This window comes from Actinocorallia populi (assembly GCF_002995495.1).
In the GTDB taxonomy this organism is placed as follows: Bacteria; Actinomycetota; Actinomycetes; order Streptosporangiales; family Streptosporangiaceae; genus Actinocorallia; species Actinocorallia populi.
On sequence record NZ_PVZV01000003.1, the window covers coordinates 100,577 to 124,234 of the forward strand.

The 23,658-nt window shown below is 72.1% G+C and carries 23 protein-coding genes; 11 read left to right on the forward strand and 12 right to left on the reverse strand.

Annotation, left to right across the window (positions count from 1 at the left end):
• Positions 1–33 precede the first annotated feature (33 nt).
• From C2865_RS13620 to C2865_RS13630, 3 genes are all read left to right on the forward strand, one after another.
• On the forward strand, positions 34–1,581 hold the full coding sequence (locus C2865_RS13620; protein WP_106398832.1) for a class I adenylate-forming enzyme family protein: 1,548 nt from the start codon (positions 34–36) through the stop codon (positions 1,579–1,581).
• Between the two features lie 96 nt (positions 1,582–1,677).
• On the forward strand, positions 1,678–2,931 hold the full coding sequence (locus tag C2865_RS39985) for a DUF4437 domain-containing protein (RefSeq protein ID WP_198653309.1): 1,254 nt from the start codon (positions 1,678–1,680) through the stop codon (positions 2,929–2,931).
• A gap of 81 nt (positions 2,932–3,012) precedes the next feature.
• Positions 3,013–3,759 (forward strand): hypothetical protein, encoded by a 747-nt coding sequence (locus C2865_RS13630; RefSeq protein ID WP_232835584.1) that lies wholly within the window; start codon positions 3,013–3,015, stop codon positions 3,757–3,759.
• Between the two features lie 348 nt (positions 3,760–4,107).
• Here the strand turns inward: C2865_RS13630 and C2865_RS13635 are convergent, their stop codons facing one another.
• From C2865_RS13635 to C2865_RS13660, 7 genes are all read right to left on the reverse strand, one after another.
• On the reverse strand, positions 4,108–4,845 hold the full coding sequence (locus tag C2865_RS13635) for an ABC transporter ATP-binding protein (protein WP_198653310.1): 738 nt from the start codon (positions 4,843–4,845) through the stop codon (positions 4,108–4,110).
• Positions 4,842–6,731, reverse strand: a complete 1,890-nt coding sequence (locus C2865_RS13640) for a branched-chain amino acid ABC transporter ATP-binding protein/permease (protein WP_106398834.1) — start codon at positions 6,729–6,731, stop codon at positions 4,842–4,844. The genes C2865_RS13635 and C2865_RS13640 overlap by 4 nt, the downstream gene beginning before the upstream one ends.
• Positions 6,731–7,600, reverse strand: a complete 870-nt coding sequence (locus C2865_RS13645; RefSeq protein ID WP_106398835.1) for a branched-chain amino acid ABC transporter permease — start codon at positions 7,598–7,600, stop codon at positions 6,731–6,733. Before C2865_RS13645 ends, C2865_RS13640 begins: the two co-directional genes overlap by 1 nt.
• A 234-nt stretch (positions 7,601–7,834) precedes the next feature.
• Positions 7,835–8,662 carry an IclR family transcriptional regulator gene (locus C2865_RS13650; protein ID WP_106398836.1) on the reverse strand — a complete coding sequence of 276 codons (828 nt, stop codon included), beginning with the start codon at positions 8,660–8,662 and terminating at the stop codon, positions 7,835–7,837.
• Between the two features lie 28 nt (positions 8,663–8,690).
• Entirely contained in the window at positions 8,691–9,041 is a 351-nt protein-coding gene (locus C2865_RS13655) for a hypothetical protein (protein ID WP_106398837.1), read from the reverse strand.
• Between the two features lie 132 nt (positions 9,042–9,173).
• Complete coding sequence (locus C2865_RS39370; RefSeq protein ID WP_157963695.1) at positions 9,174–9,749, reverse strand: cupin domain-containing protein; 576 nt, start codon at positions 9,747–9,749, stop codon at positions 9,174–9,176.
• Complete coding sequence (locus C2865_RS13660; protein WP_106398838.1) at positions 9,749–10,201, reverse strand: hypothetical protein; 453 nt, start codon at positions 10,199–10,201, stop codon at positions 9,749–9,751. Before C2865_RS13660 ends, C2865_RS39370 begins: the two co-directional genes overlap by 1 nt.
• Before the next feature lie 121 nt (positions 10,202–10,322).
• Between C2865_RS13660 and C2865_RS13665 the strand changes: the two genes are divergently transcribed.
• From C2865_RS13665 to C2865_RS13680, 4 genes are all read left to right on the forward strand, one after another.
• On the forward strand, positions 10,323–10,778 hold the full coding sequence (locus C2865_RS13665; RefSeq protein ID WP_198653311.1) for a DUF3598 family protein: 456 nt from the start codon (positions 10,323–10,325) through the stop codon (positions 10,776–10,778).
• Positions 10,775–11,770 (forward strand): MDR family NADP-dependent oxidoreductase, encoded by a 996-nt coding sequence (locus tag C2865_RS13670; protein ID WP_106398840.1) that lies wholly within the window; start codon positions 10,775–10,777, stop codon positions 11,768–11,770. Before C2865_RS13665 ends, C2865_RS13670 begins: the two co-directional genes overlap by 4 nt.
• Positions 11,771–11,875: 105 nt before the next feature.
• Complete coding sequence (locus tag C2865_RS13675) at positions 11,876–12,313, forward strand: YybH family protein (protein WP_106398841.1); 438 nt, start codon at positions 11,876–11,878, stop codon at positions 12,311–12,313.
• A gap of 4 nt (positions 12,314–12,317) precedes the next feature.
• On the forward strand, positions 12,318–13,259 hold the full coding sequence (locus tag C2865_RS13680) for a VOC family protein (RefSeq protein ID WP_157963696.1): 942 nt from the start codon (positions 12,318–12,320) through the stop codon (positions 13,257–13,259).
• Between the two features lie 84 nt (positions 13,260–13,343).
• On the opposite strand, the gene C2865_RS13685 is transcribed toward C2865_RS13680, so the two are convergent.
• From C2865_RS13685 to C2865_RS13705, 5 genes are all read right to left on the reverse strand, one after another.
• Positions 13,344–14,576 (reverse strand): ABC transporter substrate-binding protein, encoded by a 1,233-nt coding sequence (locus C2865_RS13685; RefSeq protein ID WP_106398843.1) that lies wholly within the window; start codon positions 14,574–14,576, stop codon positions 13,344–13,346.
• Positions 14,577–14,635: 59 nt separating this feature from the next.
• Positions 14,636–15,835 carry an ABC transporter substrate-binding protein gene (locus tag C2865_RS13690; protein ID WP_198653312.1) on the reverse strand — a complete coding sequence of 400 codons (1,200 nt, stop codon included), beginning with the start codon at positions 15,833–15,835 and terminating at the stop codon, positions 14,636–14,638.
• A 140-nt stretch (positions 15,836–15,975) separates the two neighbouring features.
• The gene (locus C2865_RS13695; RefSeq protein ID WP_106398845.1) at positions 15,976–16,986 is read right to left on the reverse strand and encodes a VOC family protein; all 1,011 of its coding nucleotides are present in this window, start codon (positions 16,984–16,986) and stop codon (positions 15,976–15,978) included.
• Entirely contained in the window at positions 16,979–18,448 is a 1,470-nt protein-coding gene (locus C2865_RS13700) for an FAD-dependent oxidoreductase (protein ID WP_106398846.1), read from the reverse strand. Before C2865_RS13700 ends, C2865_RS13695 begins: the two co-directional genes overlap by 8 nt.
• On the reverse strand, positions 18,445–19,290 hold the full coding sequence (locus tag C2865_RS13705; RefSeq protein WP_106398847.1) for a VOC family protein: 846 nt from the start codon (positions 19,288–19,290) through the stop codon (positions 18,445–18,447). Before C2865_RS13705 ends, C2865_RS13700 begins: the two co-directional genes overlap by 4 nt.
• A 168-nt stretch (positions 19,291–19,458) precedes the next feature.
• On the opposite strand from C2865_RS13705, the gene C2865_RS13710 reads away from it, so the two are divergent.
• The 4 genes from C2865_RS13710 to C2865_RS13720 are packed head-to-tail and all read left to right on the forward strand — an operon-like array spanning position 19,459 to position 23,573.
• Positions 19,459–20,511: a nitrilase-related carbon-nitrogen hydrolase gene (locus C2865_RS13710; protein WP_198653313.1), complete on the forward strand. Its 1,053-nt coding sequence runs from the start codon at positions 19,459–19,461 to the stop codon at positions 20,509–20,511.
• Positions 20,512–20,521: 10 nt separating this feature from the next.
• Complete coding sequence (locus C2865_RS13715; protein ID WP_106398849.1) at positions 20,522–21,946, forward strand: aldehyde dehydrogenase family protein; 1,425 nt, start codon at positions 20,522–20,524, stop codon at positions 21,944–21,946.
• A 2-nt stretch (positions 21,947–21,948) separates the two neighbouring features.
• A complete protein-coding gene (locus tag C2865_RS39375) occupies positions 21,949–22,098 on the forward strand; it encodes a hypothetical protein (protein WP_157963698.1) in 150 nt (49 codons plus the stop codon).
• Positions 22,099–22,145: 47 nt separating this feature from the next.
• Positions 22,146–23,573, forward strand: coding sequence for an FAD-dependent oxidoreductase (locus C2865_RS13720; protein WP_106398850.1), 1,428 nt, complete (start codon positions 22,146–22,148; stop codon positions 23,571–23,573).
• The last annotated feature ends 85 nt before the right edge of the window (positions 23,574–23,658 follow it).

Here is a 23,658-nt window from a genome sequence, read left to right on the forward strand (position 1 = left end):
CGTGCCGGACCCGGCTTTCCGAAAGGAACAAGCATGCCCGTCCTCCGTGGAGGCGCACCCCTGTCGATAGCGGGCGGCGTGCGTGAATTCGCCCGCGCCACCCCCCTGGCGACGGCGGTGATCGACGGCGACCGCGCCCTCACCTACGCCGCGCTCGACGACCGTTCGAACCGCCTGGCCACCGCCCTGCTCGCCGGGGGCCTCTCCCCCGGCGACCGCGTCGCGGTGCTGCTGGGCAACCGGCTGGAGTACCCGGAGATCGCCGCCGGGATCGCCAAGGCCGGCCTGCTCATGGTGCCGCTCAACCCCCGCCTCACCCCGCCCGAGGCGCGCTACATCCTCGAGCACTCCCAGGCCGGGGCGGTCGTCCTCGACGACGCCTGCGCCCCCGTCGTGGGCGACGCGATCGAGGAGCTGCGGCTCCCCGCCCTGTCGATCGACGGCGGCCAGGCCGGCCGCCCCTACGAGGACGTGCTCGCCGGAGCGCGGGCGGTGGACCCGGCGGTACGGGTGGACGAGCTCGACCCGTTCTGCGTCGCCTACACCTCGGGCACGACCGGACGGCCCAAGGGCGTGCTGATCAGCCACCGGAGCCGGGCGCTGACGTTCTACTTCTCGGCGATGGAGTGGGGGCTCGGCACCGGCCGCACGTCGGTCGCGGTGGCGCCGATGTACCACGGCGCCGGGTTCGCCTTCGGCTACGCCCCGGTCCACACCGGCGGCACCGTGACGATGCTCCGCAAATGGGACCCGGAGGCGCTGCTGCGCCTCGTGGAGCGGGACCGCGCCCAGTCGGCGTTCCTGGTGCCGACGCACGCGCAGATGCTCCGGGCGCTGGACGGGGCGAAGCTCGCCGAGCGGGACCTGAGCAGCCTCGACACGCTCTACTTCAACGCCGCCGCGCTCCCCTGGGCGCTCAAGCAGTGGGTCATGGAGGCGTTCCCGGACTGCGGCGTGCACGAGCTGTACGGCTCGACCGAGGCGGGCATCATCACCGACCTCCGCCCGGTGGACCAGCACCGCAAGCCCGGTTCGGTCGGCCACGCCTGGTACATGACGGAGCTGCGGGTCGTCGGCCCCGACGGCGAGCCCGTCGGTCCGGGCGAGCCGGGCGAGCTGTTCAGCCGCTCCCCGTTCCTCATGAACGGCTACCACGACGACCCGGCCGCCACTCGGGAGTGCACCACCGAGGACGGCTTCCTCACCTGCGGCGACATCGTGGTGCGCGACGAGGAGGGCTACGTCCACGTCGTCGACCGGAAGAAGGACATGATCATCTCCGGCGGCCTCAACGTGTACCCGCGCGAGGTCGAGGAGGTGCTGGCCGGGCACGCCGCCGTGGCCGAGGTCGCCGTGGTCGGCGCGCCCTCCGAGACCTGGGGCGAGGAGGTCGTGGCCTATGTCGTCCCGCGCGGGGGCGAGGACGGCCCCGGCCTGCTCGCCGAGCTGGCCGAGCACTGCCGCGCCGGTCTGGCGGGCTACAAGCTGCCCCGGCGCTGGGAGGTCGTCGACGCGCTCCCCAGGAACGCGGCGGGGAAGATCCTCAAACGTGACCTCAAGGTGAGGGCAGATCCCTCCTGAGTCTTGACCTGGAAACCTCAGACAATTACCTTCGAAGCATCGAAACAGCGTTCCAACGCATAAGACATAGCTTTGAGTCAGTGGAAGGACATCACAGTGCGCCCCCATGTCGAGCTGATCCAGGAAGACGACTACGTGTGGCACGGCGCCGAGCTCATCGGCGGTGAGGGCCGCGCCAGCGAGCGCCGGCTCTCGGTGGACGAGGAGGACGGCTCCTCCTCCCTGCGGATCGACTTCCACACCGACTGGGGTCGCGGGCCCGGCATCCACCACGCCAACAGCGAGTACTACGTGCTCGAGGGCTCGATGACCTACGGCGGCCGGAAGATCGGCAAGGGCGGGTACGTCTACGCGCCGAAGGGCGTGCCGACCGACGCGATCACCTTCGCGGAGGGCACCCGGCTCCTGCACTACCGCGAGTACGGCGACGCCGGCTTCGACCGCGTCGACTCCCTCGCCCACCCGCGCTGGGAGGGCGCCCGCGAGGACGTCATCGTCATCGACAGCGGGGCGATGAAGTGGGACGCGGTGCCCAACCCCGGCCCCATGCCCGGCCTGTTCATCAAATACCTGCACGTCGACCCGGCCACCGGCTTCTACACCCGCCTGGTACACGCCCAGGAGGGCTGGGCCGACCACCGCCTGGCCCACCACCCCTGCTACGAGGAGGCCTACACCACCCAGGGCCACATGGAGTACAACTTCGGCACCCTCGACCTCGGCACCTACTTCTTCCGGCCCGCCCGCGTGAAGCACGGCCACTTCACCACCATGGAGGGCGGCGCGACCTGGCTGCTGCGCTCCGACGGCGAACTGCAGAACTGGTACACCCAGAACGAGTGGCTGCGCTGGGGCGGCGAGGCCGTCAACTACGGGCCGGAAGGCGGCCGCATGCGCTGGTCGCAGTCCTCCCACGACCTCGGCTCGGGCCCCACCTGGCGCAGCGAGAAGGACATCGCCGACCTCACCGCCGCATGGCAGTTCCAGCGTGACCAGGGGCAGCCCGACGCGCGCTACACCCAGCACGGCCAGGGCGTCGACCGCAGCATCCTGGCCATCGCCAAGGCCATGGACGCGGCGCGCCTGCAGGGCGGCCACTCCGACGACCACGGCCACACGCACGACCACGGACACGACCACACGCACGACCACGAGCACGAGGTCCCGGCGCTGGACTGGGGCGCGGACCCCGCGTCGCTGGAGCACGCCGACGAGCGCACCGACCCGGGCGCGCACAACTGGGCGCACGGGCGGGCGTGGAAGCCGGGCGACCACATCCCGGCGCCCATCATCTCCTCCCTGCCGGTCCGCAGCCGCTCGCGCGGGCGCTGGGACGGCGACGGCATGTAACCGCCCCCCTCTGCCAGAACCATGCGAACACCGTGGCCGGGCCCTACGGGTCCGGCCACGGCCGTCCCTCCGGAGCTTCACGTGCCCCTCATCCCGCTCTCCGCGCCCGCCATGGAGCCCGTCCACGGGTTCAACTCCTACAGCCTGGCGATCCTGCTGCACATCGTGCTCTTCGTCTACTGGCTCGGCAGCGACATCGGCGTCTTCTACTCCAGCAGGTTCATCCTCCGCTCCGAGCTGCCCGTCCCGGCCCGCTCGGTCGCGACCAAGATCATGCACGCCGTGGACATGGCGCCGCGGATCTGCCTCGTGCTCTTCCTGCCCAGCGGCGTGACGCTCATGGCGCTGAGCCCGTTCGGCGACGGCGTCTTCCCCGGCTGGCTGGTCGCCCTGACCTGGGTCGGCTCGCTGGCCTGGCTGGCCCTGGTCGTCTACGACTACACCCGCGGCGCCACCCCGTTCGGCAGGGCGGTGCAGCGGCTCGACCTGATCGTCCGCTACGGCCTGGGCGCCGGGCTGCTCGCCGTCTCCGGCTACGTCCTCCTCAGCGCCGAACCGTTCGGCGTCACCACCAACCCCAAGTGGCTGGCCGCCAAGGTCGCCGCGTACGCCCTGTGCATCCTGTGCGGCGTGATGATCCGCCGCCGGCTCGCCCCCTTCGGCCCCGCCTTCGGCAGGCTGGTGAGCGAGGGCTCCAGCCCCGAGGTCGAGCAGCAGATCAAGCACTCCGTGCGCTCCTGCCTGCCCTACGTCTACTCCATCTGGTTCCTGGTCCTCCTCGCCGCCTTCCTCGGCGTCGTCAAGCCCGGCACCACCGCCTTCGGCTGACCCGACCGCCCGCCAGGGGCGGAGGAGCGAACCCGCTCCTCCGCCCCTCTTCCGTTCCCCCACCACCCCGACCAGAACGCCACAAGACCGACAGAACGCCGTATCACGAACCGCGCGACAGACGCCGTGGAGCGAGACAGGCGGACGGTCCCACCGCAGGACACGCTGGAGGCGGGAGGAGAGGGCAGCGAGGCCGGGCGGGGCGGCGGGTGGTTTCGGCCGGGGTGGTCGTGGGGCCTCTTTCGACGCGAAAGGCATGGCGGGCGACGTTCGGTCGTCCGCCATGCCTCTTTCCGGTCGCGGCCGGGGGTGCGCGCCCGTCTTTGCGGGCGGGTCAGGGGTGGGTGGTCAGGCGTTCTCCTGCCGGAGGCGGCCGAGGTAGGCGGCCTGGACGCGGGGGTCGTCCCGCAGTTGCGCGGCGGTCCCCTCGACGGCGACCTTGCCCCGCTCCAGCACGTATCCGCGGTCGGCGAGGCGGAGCGCGGTGCCGGCCTGCTGCTCCACGAGCAGGACGGTCAGGCCGCGTTCGGCGTGCAGCCGCCTGAGGTAGCCGAACAGCTCGGCGACCTTGAGCGGGGCCAGGCCGAGGGACGGCTCGTCCAGCATGAGGAGCCGGGGCTCGGCCATCAGGGCGCGGGCGACGGCGAGCATCTGCGCCTCGCCCCCCGACAGGGTGCCCGCGAGCTGGGAGCCCCGCTCGGCGAGCCGCGGGAAGATCTCCAGCAGCTCGCCGCGCCTGCGCTCGCTCTCGGCGCGGCGGCGCCGGGTCGGGAAGCCGCCGAGGGCGAGGTTCTCCAGGACCGTGTGGTCGGGGAAGATCTGCCTGCCCTCGGGCACGTGGCCGAGCCCGAGTCCGGGCCGGCGCCAGCCCGGCACCCTCGCCAGGTCCCGCCCGGCGAACCTGACCTGCCCGGCGCTCGGCTTGAGCAGGCCGGACACGGTCTTCATCGTCGTGGTCTTGCCCGCCCCGTTGGGGCCGAGCAGCACCACGAACTCGCCCTCGTCCACCCGCAGGTCGAGCCCGTCGAGGGCGCGCACGCCCCCGTAGCCCGCGGTCAGCCCGGACAGTTCCAGCAGCGCGCTCACGATGTCTCCTCCTCCACCAGGTCGGGCCGTCCGAGGTAGGCCTCCAGGACCGCCGCCGAACCGCGCACCCTCTCGGGATCGCCGCGCTCGATCACCTTGCCGCTCTCCAGGACGGTGAGCTCGTCGCAGAGCCCCATGACGAAGTCGACGTTGTGCTCGATGAGCACGACGGCGAGCCCGCGTTCGCGCAGCACCCGGCACAGCCGTCCGAGGGCGTCGAGCTCCTCGGACGTCAGGCCGGTGGCCGGCTCGTCCAGGATGAGCACCTTCGGCCTGCTGGCCACCGCGCGCACCACTTCCAGGAGCCGCTTCTGGCCGTGCGACAGGGAGGACGCCAGCCAGTCGGCGCGGCCCGCGAGCCCGGCGAAGGCGAGCAGCTCCCTGGCCTCTTCGCGCTCCCTGCGGTCCTGGCGCCGGTAGGCGGGCGACCGCAGGACCGCGCCGAGCCAGGAGTAGCTCTCCTGCATGCGCATGCCGGTGAGGACGTTGTCCAGGACGCTGACCCGTTCGAAGAGGTGCGGGACCTGGAACACCCGGGTCACCCCCGCGCGCGCGACGCCGTGGGCGGCGGACGGCGCCTCCTGGCCGAAGACCTCCACCCGCCCGGCGTCGATGCGGTGGTAGCGGGTCAGGCAGGAGACGAGCGTGGACTTCCCCGACCCGTTGGGGCCGATGATCCCGTGGACGGTGCCGGGCATGATCCGGATGTCGACGCCGTCGAGGGCGTGCACCCCGCCGAAGTGCTTCACGATGCCGGCGCCTTCGAGCGCCGCCGTCCCCCCGGGGACGTCGCGCACCCGCGGCACCACGTCGGGCACCACGTCGGGGAGCTCCTCGTCCTCCAGCTCGGGCAGCCTGTCCCGGCCGAGCCGGGAGGCCTTCCAGCTGCCCACGAGCCCCTGGGGGATCAGCATCATCGACACCAGCAGCAGCAGGCCGAGCACCAGGGTGGTGTACCGCGCCTGGTCCTTGATCAGCTCGACGAGCACCGCGATGATGCCGACGCCGATGACCGGGCCGACCAGGGTGGAGATGCCGCCGAGGAACAGGCCGACGAAGAAGATGATGCCGTTGTCGAGCAGGCCGACGTCGGGGTTGATGAAGCCGAGCTGCAGCGCGTACAGCGCGCCGGACAGGCCCGCCATGCCGCCGCAGACGCCGAAGAGCAGGAGCTTGGCGCGGGAGGGCGCGATGCCCATCGCGGAGGCGGTGTCGGAGGACTCGCGCACCGCCATCGAGGCGCGGCCGACGCCGCTGCGCACGAGGTTGCGCTGCAGCACGTACATCAGGGCGAGGCAGGCGAGCACCACGTAGTAGAACGCCGTCTTGGACATGACCTCACCGCCGGACCCGGGGGCGATGCCGCTGATGCCGACGATGCCGCCGGTGACCGGCTCCCACTCCCTGCCGACCTCGATGACGATCAGGTTGGCGGCCAGGGTGATCATGCCGAAGTACAGGTAGGTGGCCCGGAGGCTGACCAGCAGCACCAGCACCGCGACGACGGTTCCCACCGCCACCGAGGCCACGAGGCCCAGCAGCCAGGAGCCGCTGACCTGGACCACCAGGTAGCCGGTGGCGTAGCCGCCGGCGAGCTGGAGTCCCGAGTGCATCATGGACAGCATCCCGCCGTACCCCATGGAGAGGTTCAGGGAGATGGTCAGGATGGCGCTGATCGCGGCGGAGGCGACGAGGCCGTTGTAGTACGCCGCGTTGTAGCTGTAGTAGTCGGTGATCATCGGCCAGGCGAGCAGCACCGCGACCGCGATGACCGCCAGGCCGCCCAGGACCGCGGTCCGGGCGCGGTGGTAGCCGGGCGAGTCGAGCACCGACCGCCGCGCCGCGCCGTCGCCGGCGCCGGGGACAGGAGAATCCGCCGTTGTCATCAGTGCGCCTCCATGGGCTTGCCGAACAGGCCGGACGGGAACACGACCAGGATCACGGCGAGCGCCGCGAACACCGCGAAGTTGCCGACGGAGCCGCCGACCATGCTCCGGACGACGGTGTCGAGGACGCCGACGATCATTCCGCCGGCGAGCGCGCCGCGCGGGGAGCCGACGCCGCCGATCACCGCGGCGGTGAAGCCCTTGATGGTGAACAGCAGCCCGGCCGCGGGCGCCACGAAGATCACCGGTGCGGCGAGCATGCCCGCGATCGCGGTGATCACCGCGCCGATCACGAAGGAGAGGCCGATGATGCGCTGGACCGGGATCCCCATGAGGACCGAGGTGTCGGTGTTGTGGGCGGTGGCCCGGATCGCCCGCCCGTAGGCGGAGCGCCGGAGGAAGAGGTCGTAGCCCGCCATCACGGCCAGGGCCACGGCGATCGCCAGCGCCTCCTGCCACTCCACGGTGACGCCCGCCACCTGGAAGCCGCCGTCGACGACGGGCCGCGGACGCAGGGCGTCCACGTCGAAGTAGGTGAGGTTGAACAGGGACTGGAAGATCAGGGCCGCCGCCAGCGTCGCGATGATCCACGCGTAACGCGAGCCGGACAGCCGGACCGGCAGCATGATCATGCGTTCCATGAGCAGGCCCATGAACGCGGCGAGGACGAGCGTGATGCCGATGGCCGCGGCCCAGCCCAGCTTCTCGAGCGCGACGATCTGATACGCGACCGCGGCGCCGAGGATCACGGCCTCCCCCTGCGCGAAGTTCATGATCCGAGTCGGCTGGAAGACGATGGTCAGGGCGAGGGCGACCAGAGCGTACACGGAACCGGCGAACAGTCCATCGATGATCGCCTCAGGGCTCATCTGCACTGCTCCTTCGAGAAACGAAGATGGGCAAATCGTGTTCCGGATACCAGAACAGGATTGGAAACCTAGGCTCCCGTCCTCGCCGTGTCAATAGGTCTGATGTTTACATTGCCCTCGCTGGACGACCGTTGTCGATAAAAGTCGGTGTGGATAGGGCAGGCCACCGGCCCGGTCGCCCCGCACCCGCGCACCGCGCGGATGGGAGGCGGTCCGGGCCGTTCCCGGCGGCCGTTACCCGCCTTCCGGAGCCACCCATCCCATCTGGGCCGACAGCCTTCGCGTGGAGTCGAGCAGCGCGTCCACGCACGCGTCGACCTCCTCGCGGAACCGCTCCAGCGGCCCGCAGACGCTGACGACCACCACGGGCCGGCCGTGGTGGTCGAAGACGGGGGCGGCCACGGAGGCCGCGCCCGACATGCGCTCGGCGAACGACTGCGCCCAGCCGCGCTCACGGATCTCCGCGAGCTCCTCGCGCAGCCTGGGGACGTCGTCGATCGTGCGGTCCGTCAACGGCTCCAGGCGGACCTCCGACAGGTAAGCCTCGATCTCCTCGTCGCCGAGGAAGGCCAGGAACGCCTTGGAGGAGCCTCCTGCGTGCAGGGGGTAGGGCACGCCGAGGGAGACGCTCATGATGACCTCGCGGGCGGGGGTCACCTGGTCGGCGTAGACCCGGGTCCGGCCGGTGCGCAGGGACAGGGTGGCCGTCTCGTCGGTGCGCTGGGAGAGCGTCACCAATTCGGGCGCCACGATATGCCGGACGTCCAGCCGGTCCAGGTAGGCCAGGCCGAGGCGCATGGCGCCGATTCCCAGCGAATAACGCCTGCTCACCGGATCGAGGGCGATGAGATGTCGGCCGCGCAACGAGGACAGAATCCGGTGCACGGCCGCCTTCGACATTCCAAGCGTTTCGGCTATCTCAGTCACCCCGAGTGTCGCCGCCGGGGTTTCGACGAAGTACATCAGCACGTCCACGGCCCGCTCGACGGTGGCGATCACCTGTCCGGTGTTCTCACGAACGGGGGGTTCGCCTGGCACGGCGCTGCGATTCTTCGTGGGCATGTCTTCCTCCGGAAGCGGCTACGTTGTGTCAACCATTTTGGTGTTGGAATCCCACCTTCACCGGAAGATCAGTGACAATTCTTGTATTGAGGAATTCCCACCACTCGTCCTGGCTGACCCGCTGGGCCTCCCAGGCGTCGTCGGTCTTCATCGCGGCCAGGGCCGAGCGGTACTCGCCCCAGCCCGCCTCGTCGTCGAAGGCGGCCCAGTTCTCCACGACGTACACGTCACCGATCACGCTGTAGTACCAGCGGACCTCCCGCACCATCGGAAGGTCACGGTAGAACCAGCGCTCCCGGTCCTCCAGCCAGTTCCAAAATCCCCGCATGTCGCCGCGGGCCCGCAAGCTGAGCTTCATCCGGTAGACGAGGTAGATCATCGTCGCCCCTGCCTTCCCCTGGTGACCTGCACCACATGCTTGTTCCGCAGACAGTAACGCCGTTCCAAGAAATTGGGAAGCCCTGTCCGGACGGGGCGAAACGCCCCGATCCCCTGCGGCCTTCCCGGTCCCTCACCGGTCCCCGCGCCCCCAGCGGCGGACGAGGACGCGGCCGGGGAGCTCCGGCAGGGGTCCGCCGGACGGGACGTACGCCCAGGCCCTGGCGTCGAGAAAGGTCATGTCGAGACCTCCGGCTCCGGCCGGCCGGCCGGGGAGCTCCGCGAGGGAGCCGAGCAGTACCGAACGGCCGCCCCTTCCCGCCCGGCCGGGTGCGGGAGCGCCGTCCGCGACGCCGTCCCGCCAGCGCGGGGGCCCGGAGAACCAGGCGACGGCCAGGCAGCCGCCCGCACCCGCGGCGCTGGCCGCCCGGGTCGCCAGTCCGGGCAGGTAGGCGTGCGTGCCGGCGGGATGGTCGACACCGCTGACGGAGATCCGGCCATCGAGCACCGCGAACTCCTCGGCGCAGGTGTAATGGCCCGTCCCCGGCCTGGTCCAGGCCGGGGGGAAGCGCACCAGCGACACCGACGAGCCGGTGGCCTCGTCGGCGTGCAGCCGGACGAGCCGGACGGGGGCGGACGAGGCCGGCATGGCCACGTCGGCCCACGCGAGGCCGGGGGCGTCGAGGTCGACGACGCGGCCCGCCCCCATCAGTGCCAGGCCTCCGGCACTCCGCCGTGGACGCGGTGCTCCTCCACCACGGTGACCTGCTCCAGCCGCCCGTCGCGGAGCGTCTTCCAGATCCGCGACTTGTAGTCGTCGCCGGCGAAGGTGACCAGCTCGACCACCTCCAGGCCCGGCTCGGCCTTCCACCGGTAGGGGAACAGCAGGAAGCGCCCGTCCACGAGCCGGGCCTGCCCCTCGAAGCCGGTGGAGTCGAAGACGAGGTCGTCGTCGCCCTCGAACCTCGCCCGGAAGTCGAGCGCCTGCGGCTCGGCGTCCGGGCGCAGGTAGACGATCCGCTCGTACCAGAGGTCGCCCTCCAACCGGGTCTCCTGCCGGGAGGCGTAGGTCTCCAGCACCGTGCCGCCGGGTGTCAGGTGGGTGTAGACGCCCTCCCAGACCCCGGTGACGGAAGTGAGGCGCGCGCGCAGAGTGGTCATGCGCGGAGCCTAAAGGTCAGATGTTTGATGAATCAAGCCTTGTCCACCCTTCATTCCCTCTAGCGGAACGTCGTTTCATTGTGCGACCCTGATGCCCGGCCCCGCAGAGAAGGAGCGACACGTGAACATCCGCGAAGGCATGCCGCTGCTCGCCAGGCACGAGGGCGAGTGGGAGGGGACGTACACCCACGTGGACCGCGCGGGGAACGTCGTCGACCACCACGCCTCCCACCTGAGCTGCACGTTCCCCGCCGAGCATCCGGACCGGTACGTGCAGGTCAACCGGTACCGGTGGGCGGACGGCCGGACGGAGGAGTACACCTTCCCCGGCGTCTACGACGGCGGGGAGCGCCTGCACTTCGACACCGAGCGCATCGAGGGCGTCACCTGGTGCCTGGACGCGAACACCGCCTACCTCACCTGGCGTTTCAAGGCTTCCGCCGAGGAGGTCGACCAGCGGCTGTTCGAGATGATCGTCCTCAGCGACGACGGCAACGACCGGACCCGCGTCTGGCAGTGGCTGGAGAACGGCGTCTGCGTGAAGCGCACCCTCATCAACGAGAAGCGCATCGCATGACCCTCCCCGCCGCGCAGCGCAGGATCGTCCTCGCCGGGCGCCCCTCCGGCGTCCCCCGCGAGGACGACTTCCGGATGGAGACGGCCGAGGTCCCGCGGCCCGGACCGGGAGAGGTTCTGGTCCGCACGGTCGACCTCTCCCTCGACCCCTACGTCCGCGGCACCCTGACCGGCCGCGACCTGGGACACCCGCCGATCGCTCCCGGCGACCTGGTCCCGGGCAGGGCGATCGCCCGGGTCGTGGACTCGGGCGCGTGGGTCGTGGCCGAGACGGGCTGGCAGGAGTACGCCGCCGTCCCCTCCGCCGCCCTGAGCCCGCTGTCCGTGCCCCAGGGCGTGCCGCGCACCGCCGTTCTCGGCGCCCTCGGCACCCCGGGCCTGACCGCCTACTCCACGGTCACCCGGATGTTGCGCCCCGCCGCCGGGGACACCGTCGTGGTGTCCTCGGCGACCGGCGGCGTCGGCGGCGTGGCCGGGCAGCTCGCCGCGCTCGCCGGAGCCCGCGCGGTCGCGATCGCCGGCGGGCCGGAGAAGTGCCGGATCGCGGTCGAGCACTTCGGCTACGCGGCGGCCGTGGACCGCCACGACCCCCGCTGGACCGAGGCCCTGGCCGCGGCCTGCCCGGACGGGGTGGACGGCTACCTGCACATGGGCGGCGGCGCGGTGCTCGACGCCGTGATGGCACTGGTCGCGCCCGGCGGACGGGTCGTGCTGTGCGGGCTGCCCGAGAACTCCAACGAGGTGGGCACCCCCGCCGTGCTGCCCGCAGGGCTCCTGATGCGGACCCGCGCGATCGTGTACGGATTCGTCGTCTACGACCACGAGGACCTGCGGCCCCGCTTCCTCCACGAGGTCGGCGGGCTCCTGGCGGAGGGGCGGCTGCGCCTGCTGGAGGACGTCCACGAGGGCCTCGAGTCGGCTCCCGCGGCCTTCCGCGGGCTCATGTCCGGGGCGAACCTCGGCAAGACGGTCGTGCGCGTCGCGCACGAGTGACCCGGCCGTCCTCATCCTGACGCATCAGACCGTGAAGTCACAGGTCAGACCGATCTTCCGCGGTCCGCCCCGGGCCCGGAACGTCCCGAAGCTGGAGGCGCGCTCATGCGGACACCCCTCGGCACGGCTGAGGCCATGCTCACCGCCGTCATCGACAAGAACCTGGAAGGCGTCCTGGACACCTTCTCCCCCGCCGACGACGCCTACGTCTTCGTCGAGGGCCCCCGCTGGACCACGCACGGCGGCGACCGGATCGCCGAGGGGTGGCGTGCCTACTTCACGTCGCCGGTCGGCATCACCGCGTTCCGCTGGGTCGAGGGGCCGTTCGTCTACGAGAGCGACACCCTCGCCCAGGTCTGCGGAGTGGTCGACTACGACATCGTCGGCGACGGCAAAGCCGGCCGCCTGCGGATGCGGATGACCTGGCTGGTGCGCAGGGAGGGCGGCGAGTGGCGCATCGTCCACGAGCACGGCTCCCAGCCGCTCGAGGACCCCTACGGCGCCGGGGACTGGTGGCCCGAGGGCGCCAATCCCCTGTCCTGAAGCGGTGGCACCCGTGATCAGCGAACTGCAGGCGGCGACGGTGTCCGTCGCGGACCTGGAACGTTCCTGCTCCTTCTACCGGGACGTGTTCGCCTACACGCGGCTCGCCGAGGCGGAGGTGGCCGGACGCGAGGCCGAGCTCCTCTGGCGGATGCCTCCCGGCCTCATCGGCCGCACGGCCGTGCTGGGACCCGAGGGCGCCGCCGCCGGGCTGCTCCGGCTGGTGGAGTTCGACGCGCCCGGGGAGCCTTACTGGGGCGACTACTCGCGGGCCCAGGACTACGGGCACTACGCGCTCAACATCCGGGTGGACGACATCCACGCCGCCGTCGCCCGGCTGCGCGAGGCCGGAGGCCGCACCAAGTCCGAGCCCTCCCACTGGACGGCGTCGGCCGGCCTGGCCGCCTGGGACTCGCTGTCCTACGACCCCGACGGCAACATCCTCGACGTCTTCCAGCTGGAGCCCGCCGAGGGCTCGCCCCTCGCGGACTACGACGGGCGGCCGAGCGCGCTGCAGACCGTCGCGGTCCACGTCTCCGACGCCCGCGCCTCCGCGGGCTTCTACGCCGCGCTCGGCTACGTCGAGCTCTACGACAAGCTGGTCGAGGGCATGGAGTCCTTCTTCCGGCTGCCGCCGGGGACCGGCCTGCGCAACATCAACATGTACGTGCCGCGGAGCCCGGCCGCCGGCCGGGTGGAACTGGCCCAGTACGTCGGCTTCCCAGGGGTCCAGCAGCGCGACCGCGCGGTGCCGCCCCGGCTCGGGATCCTCTCCGTCTCGCTGGCCACCGACGACCTCGCGGCCACCGCGGCACTGGTCACCGGGCTCGGCGGCACGCCGGTGTGCCCGGCCGTGGAACTGGACCTCCCGCCTTACGGCCCCGTGCTCGCCCGGTCCTTCTTCGGGCCGGACGGCGAGGTGCTGGAGTTCCACCAGCCGCGGTGACGGCCCCGCAGGCCGCGGACGCGAGAAGGGGCCCGCTCGTCCTCACGGAGACGAGCGGGCCCCTTTCGGCGCGCGCCGGACGGGTCAGTCCTGGACCTCGACCGTGTGCCAGCCCTTGTCGTCCTTCTTCCACTGGTAGACGTGGATGTCGTCCAGGCCGAAGAACTCGTGCTCGTCGATCTTGATGGAGTTGCCGGACGGCGTCTCGGTGTCCGGGATGTCGATCTTCTCCAGCGCGGCGGCGACCGCGTCCGGGGCCAGGGTCCGCGCCTGCTCGGCCGCCCGCGTGTAGGCGAAGACGCAGTCCGCGGCGATCTCGGCGGCCTTGGGCGACTCGGCCCCGGTCTTGGGACCGGTGTTCTTGCCGAAGCGCCGCTCGATGTCCTCGATGTGCCGCCGGTACCCCGGCCTCCAGGCGTCCCTGCCGTCCCGGCCCGGGTAGGGGTAGTAGGTGGCGCTGAAGAGCGCGCCGTCCGCGGCGTCGCCCGCGGCCTCCACGAACGAGATGTTGCGGGCGCCCGAGCCGCCCACGATCATGCCCTCGTAGCCCGCCTCGTTCGCCGCGGCCATGGTCTTGGCGCCGCTGGCGGAGTTGGAGATCCAGATCGCGCCGGCGTCCTTGAGCTTGTCGACGTACGGCCGGTGCGACTGGTCGTCCGGCCTGGTGGCCTCGAACCCCTTCCAGGCCAGGCCCGCCGCCTCCGCCTGCGCCTTCACCTCCTCGGCGGTGTTCTTCCCGGCGTCGTCCCCCTCGTAGACCACGCCGATCGAGGTGACGCCCCGCGCCTTCAGGTGGGTGATCATCTTGGTGACGTCGAGGCTGACCGGGTCCTGGGCGCGGAAACCGTACTCGAGGTCGGCGAAGCTCCCGGTGGCCACCATGGGCTGGCAGTTGATCTTCTTGTTGCTCTCGAAGCCGCCCTTGGCCGCGTTGTAGAAGGCGGTCAGCGCCGGCCCCACCACCAGGCCGACGCTCGCGTCACCGGAGAACTCGTTCGCCGCCTGCACCGCCTTGGCGGGATCGAGCCCGGAGTCGCGGACGACCAGTTCCAGCTTCGCCCCGCCGAGCCCGCCCGCGGCGTTCAGCCGGTCGATCTCGACCTTCACCGAGTTCTCCAGGGAGATGCCCGCGACGGCGAACGGGCCGGTCATCGGGCCGATCAGCCCGACCTTCACCACGGGCATGCCCGCGCTCCATCCGCCGCCGCCCGCGGACCTCGGCGTCACGCCGGCGCGCTCCTCCTTGCCCGCGCAGGCGGTGAGCAGCAGTGCGGCGCCGAGCAGCGCCGTGACCTTGTATCCAGTCTTGACCGACATGGGGGGATTCCTCTCAGGTAATGCGGTCAGCACGGAGCCGACCCGCCGGCACCGCTCGGTCAGGACCCGGGGGTGACGTCCGTGATGAACCAACCCTGGCCGTCCTTGTCCCACCGGTAGATGTGCATGTCCTCGACGTGGAAGAACTCGTGGTCGGCGGGCTTGATCCGGTTGCCGGACGGCGTCTCGGTGTCCGGGATATCGAGCTTCTCCATCGCCGGCGCGAGCTCGTCCGGATCGAGGGACCGCACGCTCTCCGCCGCGGCGGCGAACGCGGTGACGCAGTCGGCGGCGATCGCGGTCCCCTTGGGCATCTCGGCGCCCGACCTGGGCCCCTCGACCACGCCGTACTTCTTCACGATCTCCTCGACGTGCGCCTTGTAGCCGGGCTTCCAGCTCGCCTTGTCGCGGATGTTGAACTGGACGTTCACCGCCGAGAACACCGCGCCGACCGCCATGTCCCCCGCCGCGTCGAGGAAGGAGACGTTCTGCAGGCCCGAGGTGCCCGCCAGGATGCCCTTGTAGCCGGCCTCGCCCGCCGCCGCCATCGTCTTGGCGCCGCTGACGTTGCTGGAGACCATGATCGCGCCGGCGTCCTTGAGCTTGTCGACGTACGGCCTGTGCGACTGGTCGTCGGGGCGGGTCTGCTCGAAGCCCAGGTACTCGATGCCGTACTCGGGCGCCAGCTCGGCGATGAAGCCGTCGTTGGCCTTGCCCGCGTCGTCCGCCTCGTAGACGAGCCCGATGGACTTGACGCCCTTGCTCTTGAAGTACTGCATCAGCTTCTCGACGCCGATGTGGTTGGGATCCTGGGAGCGGAAGCCGTACTTCAGCACGCCGAAGTCGCCGGTGCCGACGCCCGGCTGGCAGTTGATCTTCGCGTTCTGCTCGTAGACGCCCTTGGCCGCGTTGTAGAAGGCCGAGAGCGACGGGCCCACGACCATGCGGACCTGGCTGTCGCCGGCCAGTTCATTGGCGGCCTGCACGGCCTTGCCCGGGTCGAGCCCGGAGTCGCGGACGACCAGTTCCAGCTCGGCCCCGCCGATGCCGCCGGCCTGGTTGATCCGGTCCATCTCGACCTGGATCGAGTTCTGCTGGAGGATGCCGAGGATCGCGTAGGGACCGGTCATCGGCGAGATGAGTCCGATCTTTACGGTGCCGGCCCCCTCCACCCAGCCGGCGGTCCCGCCGTCGGCCCGGTCGCCCGCGCGCTCCTCCTTGCCCGCGCAACCGGCGAGCGCCAGAGCGCCCACCGCCATCGCGGACACCCAGCGAGTTGTGGACCTGCGCACCTGCTACCTCCTGAATTCTTCGTCCCCGAAGTCGATTCCGCGGTGCGGAACGGAGTTACGTGCAGCCTAGAAATCTGCCAACCCAGCGTCAAGGATTTGTCTGATGTTTATTTCCGCGAGCTTCTCCGGCGCTTTGGTCGGCAGAACGGCTGCCAGATCTCCACCGAGATTCCGTTCGGCGTCTCCACCACGGCGAGCCGCGCCCTGCCGTGCAGCGGGGTGGAGGTGTCGAACGCAGGGCACACCACCCGCCCGCCGGTGGCCCTCGCGCGCCGCACCGCCGCGTCGGCGTCCCCGGTGCGCACGGACCACCCCGTGTGCCCGAGGCCCCGTGCGGGCCGCTGGGCGGCGCGCCGGTCCACCCCCCGGTGGCCGCTCTCCACCCGGGTGAGCTCGATGCGCGTCGACCCGCTCCCGGCGCCCGCGACGAAGGCGAGCCGGAGCACGGTCCCCGCCGGGAGGCCCGCCATCTCCTCGATTCCCGGGGAGCTGAACGTCACGTCGTACCAGGCCGAGAGTCCGAGCCCCGCCGGACCCCAGAACGCCAGTTCCGCCTCGAAGTCCGGGACGTGGGCCACCACGGACGTCAGCTCCGTGTAGTGCCTCCCCGGGTCCGTCCGCCACGCCTGCGTGCCCCGGGCGTTCGCCGGCTGCACGAAGACGAGGCCGAGCCCGTCGGGGCCGAGGCAGTAGCCCTCCGTCACCGACACGACCGCCCCGCCCAGCGGCACCTCGTACGTGGCGGGCGCGCTGATCCAGGGGTGGCCCGCGCCCGCCAGGCGCTCGTGCGAGGCCTCGATGTCCCGGGTGTAGAGGTTGAGCCCGGCGAGGCCGACGTCCAGGGTGTGCGGGTGCTCTGCCGGGGCCGCCGCGCCGTCCGCCTTCAGCAGGTGGACGCGGCCCGTCGACGCGCCCGCCGCCGTGAGCAGCACGGCCTCGACGTCGCCGAGCCCCGCGCCCCACAGCCGCTCCGCGTCGGCCGCCTCCACCACGCCCCGGGCCGCGACCTCGAAACCGAGTTCGCCGCAGAAGAGGTCGAGATGGGGGCCGAAGTCGGTGACGCCGACCACCGCCGAGGTGACGCTCTCGATCAGCGGGTCGCGCCCGGTGTCACCCATGCGCGTCCTCCAGCCCCGCGGCCAGCGCGCGGCCCAGTTCGCGCCCGAGTGTCATCGCGGGCGTCACGCTCATGCCGCCGACGTAGTTGTCGCCCGCGAAGACGTTGTTGCCCAGCACCTCGCCCACCGCGTACAGCCCGGCGATCGGGACGCCCTCCCGGTCGAGCACCGCCAGGTCGCCGTTCACCCGCAGGCCGTCCCGGCTGAGCAGGGAGGCCCCGATCGAGGTGAGCCCGTAGTACGGGGCCTCGGAGATCGGCGAGGGCAGGACCGTCCGCCCGTGGTCGGGGTCGTGCCCGCCCGCCACCGCCTCGTTGTAGCGCCGCACGGTCTCGGTGAGCCCTCCCGGGTCCACTCCGAGCTTCCGCGCCAGCTCCTCGAGGGTGTCGGCGGCGGCGATCCACCGGCCGCGGGCGTGCTCCTCGAGCATGCGCTCGCGCGTCCAGTCGCCCGCCCCGTTCCTGATCAGCGGCTCGGCCGCCTCGGCGACCGCCCGGTCCCAGACGACGTGCATCTCGATGCCCGGCTGGCGCAGCAGGGCCCGCTCCCGGTGCTCGGGGCTGGTGGTGTCCTCCGCGACGAAACGCGCGCCGTCGCGGTTGACCCAGATCTCGTGCGGGGTCCGGTAGGCGGGGGCGACCTCGACGAACGCCTCGCGGTAGTCGACCGCGAAACCGGGCCTGCCGGGATCGGGGATCAGGCCCATCACCGGGATGAAGTGGCCGTCGCCGCCGGTGCCGGCTCCCAGCCCCTCCGCCAGGCGGAGGCCGTCGCCGGTCGCGTGGTCCAGGCAGGCGATCAGCGCGTTCTCGCACCCCGGCGGCAGGAACCGGTTCCGCAGGTCCCGGTCGGCGTCGTAACCGCCGGTGGCCAGGACGACGGCGCCGCCGTACGCGGTCACCGCGCCGCCGGGTCCCGTCCCGGACACTCCGGCCACCCGGCCGCCCTCGACGACGGCGCCTTCGACCCGGACGCCGAACCGCACCGTCACCGAGCCGTCGGCGACGTGCTCCCCGAGCAGCCGCCGCAGCACGGCGATCACCGAACGGCCGTGCTCCACTCCCCAGTAGGTGCGGGGCACCGAGTAGACCTCGTGCCCGTGCACCAGCCCCGGCGTCGCGGGGTCGAACGCGAAGCCGTGGCCCTCCAGCCAGTCGACCGTCTCGCCCTGGGCGCGCACGCTCTGCCAGGCGAGCCGCTCGTCCGCCCTGCCGTGGGACAGCCGCATCACCTCGGCGAAGTGCTCCTCGGGGGTGTCGTCGATGCCGTGCGCGGCCTGGCGGCGGGTGCCCGCCCCGCTGAACTCGCCGTTGGCGATGTGCAGCATGCCGCCGATCTCCCGCCGCTTGTCCACGAGCAGGACCCTCGCGCCGCCGGCGGCCGCCTCGATGGCCGTGCACAGGCCGCCGGCGCCGGCGCCGACGACCACGACATCAAAATGTCCGATGTTTTCGTCACTCATCCCTTCTCCGCCCCGGAGCGGCGCAGCTCGACCTCCACGCCGGCGGGACCGCGCACGACGCGGTCGCCGACGCGGACGCCGCCGCACGCCAGGAGGGCGGCCTCCGACGCGTCCGGGTCGGCGGCGGCGAAGACCAGCCGGCGCAGCCCGAGCGGCCGCCCGGACAGGTCGCGCGCCTCGACGCCGGTGAACGACATGATCTCCAGCCGGGCGGGCGCCTGGTCGGCCGAGACCAGGAAGGACAGCCGCAGGCTCGCGCCGGGCGGCATCCCGATCATCCGCTCGAACGGCTCACCGCTCATCTCCCCGTCGAAGGCCACCTCCAGGCCCCCGGCCCCGGTGAAGAAGCGCAGCGCCTCCTCGTGGTCGGCGGGCACGAGGACCGCCGTGTGCAGCTCGCCGTGCAGGCGCTGCGGATCCCCCTCGAGCGCGGGGCTCGGCCGGTGGCCGGGACCCGCCTTCGGAAGCGTCCACCAGACGCCGTCGCTGCCGAGCGCCACGGCCTCGCTCAGGGAGGCGGAGCCGTAGGGGTAGGTCACCGGCTCCCGCGACCGGCCGCCCGCCTCGTCCACCAGCCGGACGGAGCGCTCCAGGTCGCGCGAGTACATGCCGAGCAGCCGGGGGCCGACGTCCCAGACCCGGGGCGGCTCGGCGTCCGCCGCGTCCGCCGCCGCGGCGGGCACCAGCCGCAGGCGGCCGGTCGCCGAGCCCGGCGCCCCCAGGAGCACCTCGGCGCCGTCCCGCCCGACCGTTTCGAGGCCGAACGCGCGGGCGTGGAATCCGGCGGACGCCTCGACGTCCCGGCACACGACGACCGCTTCGATGATCGCTCCGAGCGACAACGTCATCCTCCCTCTCACCCCATCCGTTCCGAGTGCCGGAACATCGTTCCAAGCTAGGAGGGAGGCCTTTCCCTGTCAATGGTCTGACTGTTTCACCAGAGGTCTTCCCAAAGCGCCGCGGCCTCTCCTATAGTCGCCAGGAACAGTGTTTCGGTGGGTGGAACAGAGGTGCGTGTGAGTCATAACGACGAGGTCGAACCGGTGACCGCCTACCGCGCGGTCGCGCTGCAGAGCGCCTGCCACGCCGTCAACCGGGCGCCCGACGCCGCGGCCGCCCGCGATCTGATCAGGGCCGCGATCGACCGGGTGGCCGACCAGGTCACCGCGACCCAGCGGTTCGTCGGCGGGCTCAAGCTCGTGGTGCTCCCCGAATACCTGCTGACCGGGCACCCGACCGGCGAGCCGCTCCCCGAGTGGTGCCGCCGGGCCGCCCTCGACCCGGACGGCGTCGAGTACGCGCGGCTGGCCGACCTCAGCCGGGACACCGGCCTGTTCCTGTGCGTCAACGCCTACGACCTGGACGAGCACTTCCCCGGCCTGTACTTCCAGGCCTCGGTGGTCTTCGACCCGCGCGGGAGGACCGTCCTGCGCTACCGGCGGCTCAACTCCATGTTCTCCGTGACGCCGCACGACGTCCTCGACCGGTACCTGTCGATATACGGGGAGGACTCGCTCTTCCCCGTGGCCCGCACCGAGATCGGCAACCTCGCCGCCGTCGCCTCCGAGGAGATCCTCTTCCCCGAGGTCGCCCGCTGCCTCGCCATGCGCGGAGCCGAGGTGTTCCTGCACGGCTCCTCCGAGGTCTGCAGCGCGATGTCGTCGCCGAAGAACGTCGCCAAGCTGGCCCGCGCCGCGGAGAACGGCGCGTACGTGGTCTCCGCCAACACCTCGGGCGTGTACGGCATGGGGCTGCCCGCGGAGTCCGCGGACGGCGGCAGCCAGATCGTCGACTACCGGGGCAACCTCCTGGCCAAGGCGGGGCAGGGCGAGTCGATGGCCGCCAACGCCGAACTCGACATGGCCGCGCTGCGCCGGGCGCGGCGGGCGCCGGAGATGATGAACCTCCTGCCCCGCCAGCGTTTCGAGCTCTACGCGCCGAGCTACGCCGGCACGTCGTTCTACCCGCCGGACACGGTGCGGCCCGGGGAGACCGACCGCGGGCACTTCCTGCGGACGCAGCGCGCCGTGATCGACCGGCTGGCCGCCGACGGCCTGATCTGAGGAGACCCGCATGACGAAGCAGATAGCGGTCCGCAACCCCCGCACCGGCCGGACCGACTACGAGATCACCGCGCTGGACGCCGCCGCGGTCGCCGGGACCGCCGGCCGGCTGCGCGCCGCCCAGCCCTCCTGGGCGGGGCGGCCGGTCGAGCACCGGATCGCCGTCCTCGCCGCGTTCAAGGAGGCGGTCGCGCGGCGGCGGGACGAGCTCATCCGCCTGCTGGAGGCCGACACCGGCCGCCACCAGGTCTCCGTCCTCGAGGTGGACGCCGTCCTGTCCGGGATCGACCGGGCGTCCGGCTTCGCCGCGGCGGTCTTCGCTCCCGCGGACCTCGCCGCCACGGGCGACCCCTCCGTCCGGACCACCGGCGACCTGGTCGCCTACCCCGTCGTCGCCGCGATCTCCCCCTGGAACTTCCCCCTCCAGCTCTCGCTCATCGACGCGGTGCCCGCCCTCCTGGCCGGATCCGCCGTCATCCTGAAGCCGAGCGAGATGACCCCCCGCTTCATCCCGGCGCTGCGCGAGTGCGTCGCCGAGACGCCCGGCCTCGGCGACGTCTTCGCGGTCGTGGAGGGCGACGGCGCGACGGGCGCCGCGATGATCGAGGCCGCGGACGCGGTGTGCTTCACCGGCAGCGTGCCCACCGGCCGCGCGGTCGCGCGGGCGGCGGCCGAACGGTTCATCCCCGCCTTCCTCGAACTCGGCGGCAAGGACCCCGCGGTCGTGACCGCCTCCGCCGACCTCGACAGCGCCGCGGCCGCCATCCTGTGGGGCTCGACCATCAACTCCGGGCACGCCTGCATGTCGATCGAGCGGGTGTACGTGGACCGCCGCGTCGCCGACGAGTTCGTCGAGACCCTGGCCGCCAGGGCCGAACGGGTGCGGCTGGCCCACCCCGGGCCCGCCGACGGCGACATCGGCCCCATCATCACCGCCGCTCAGGCCGGCACCCTGCGCGAGCAGCTGGAGGACGCCGTCGCGCGCGGCGCCCGCGTCCGGACCGGCGGCGAGATCGAGCTCATCGACGGCGGCTCCTACCTGCGGCCGACCGTGCTGACCGGCGTCGACCACTCGATGCGGCTGATGCGCGAGGAGACCTTCGGACCGATCATCCCCGTGATGGCCTACGACGGGCCGGACGAGGCGGTCGCGCTCGCCAACGACACCGAGTTCGGCCTCAGCGCCGCGGTGTTCGCCGGCACGGTGGAGGAGGCGCTGCCGATCGCGCACCGCATCGACGCCGGAGGCGTCAGCGTCAACGACGTCTGCCTCACCGGCATGGTCCCCGAGGCCGAGAAGAACTCCTTCAAGATGTCCGGGCTCGGCGCCTCCCGCATGGGGCCGCCCTCCGTCCGGCGCTTCCTGCGCAGGCGCGCCCTGCTCGTCCGGGAGGCGGCGGGCCCCCGTCCCTGGTACTACGACACCGCGGAGTGACGATGACGATCGCCGAGATCCTGCGAGAGATGTCCGGCGACTACCGCACCCGCATGTGGCAGCACTTCGAGAACGGCGCGCTCAGCCGCCTCACGATGATCGAGGAGCGCCGCCTGCCCGGCGTCGAACCCGAGCGCTGGTACACGCCCTGACCGCGGCGCCCGCCCGAGAGAAACCCAGCACTACAGGAGATTCAGTCGTGGAGAGTTACGACCTCGTGGTCGTCGGAGCCGGCACCGCGGGCATTCCCTGCGCCGCCGAGGCGGCGCTCGCCGGAGCCCGGGTCCTCCTGGTCGAGAAGGACCAGCGCATCGGCGGCACCCTGCACGTCTCCGGCGGCCACATGGCCGCGGCCGGCACCCGGCGGCAGGCCGAGCGCGGCATCACCGACTCGGCCGAGGCCCACCTGGCCGACATCCGCCGCATCAGCGAGGGCACCGCCCGCGAGGACCTCATCACCACCGTCGCCGAGAACGCCGCCGAGACCATCGACTGGCTGGACGAGCGGGGCTTCAAGTTCGCCGCCGAGACCCCGCGCATCATCTACGGGCACGAGCCGTACCGGACGCCGCGCACCTACTACGGGGTCGACGAGGCGGTGTCGATCCTGGAGGTGTTCGAGGGGCTGCTCGACGAGGCCGTCGCCACCGGCAGGCTGGAGGTCTGGAAGAACGCCCCCGTCATCGGCCTGTCCGCCGACGACGGGGGCGCCGTCACCGGGGTGACCGTGCTGCGCCGCGGCCAGGACGTGGAGGTGCGCGCCCGCGACGTGGTGCTGGCCACCGGGGGCTTCGCGGCCGAGCCGGAGCTGTTCCTCGAACTCGAGGGAGCGCCCCTCGTCTCCGCGGCCCACCCGACCTCGACCGGCGACGGCATCCTGCTCGCCCGCGAGCTGGACGCCGCCGTGGCCGGCACCGGCTCCTACCTGCCCACGTTCGGGGGGCTGCCCGACCCCGTCTCCCCCGGGAAGGCCAACTGGTCGGACCGCCAGCTCCTCATCGCCGCGGAGCGCCCCCCGGTGGAGATCTACGTCGACGGGTCGGGCCGGCGCTGGGTCGCCGAGGACGAGCCCTCCATCGACGTCAAGGAGCGGGAGCTCACCCGCGTCGAGGACATGACCTTCTGGACCGTGTTCGACGACGCGATGCTGGAGTCCACGCGGGACGGCCGCCCCCTGGTGGTGGGCTGGACCCCCGACGACCTGCGCGCACGGGCGAACGAGCGGACGGGCGTCCACGCGGCCGCGACGCTGGAGGAGCTGGCCGGGATCGCGGGCATCGACCCCGCCGGGCTGGCGGCGACCGCGGCGCGCTACAACGAGGCGGTCGCGGCCGGATCCGACCCGGACTTCGGCCGCACCCACCTGCCGCTTCCGCTGAAGCAGGGACCCTTCTACGCCATCCGCAACCACGCCATCTCGCTGGTGACGTTCGCCGGTCTCGACATCGGCTCCGACCTCAGGGTCCGGCGTACCGACGGCGCCCCGATCCCCCACCTGTACGCGATCGGCGAGGTGATCGGCGCCGCCGCCACCTGCGGCCAGAGCTTCTGCTCGGGCATGCTGATCACCCCCGCGATCACGTTCGGGCGGCTGCTCGGCCGCCGCCTCGCCGCGGCGGCCGTGTAACGGCGAACGCCCGCGTGAAGAGCCCCCGGCCGGTCGGCCGGGGGCTCTTCGCGTTCTTCGCGCCACTGCTTCGCGACGGAGAGGG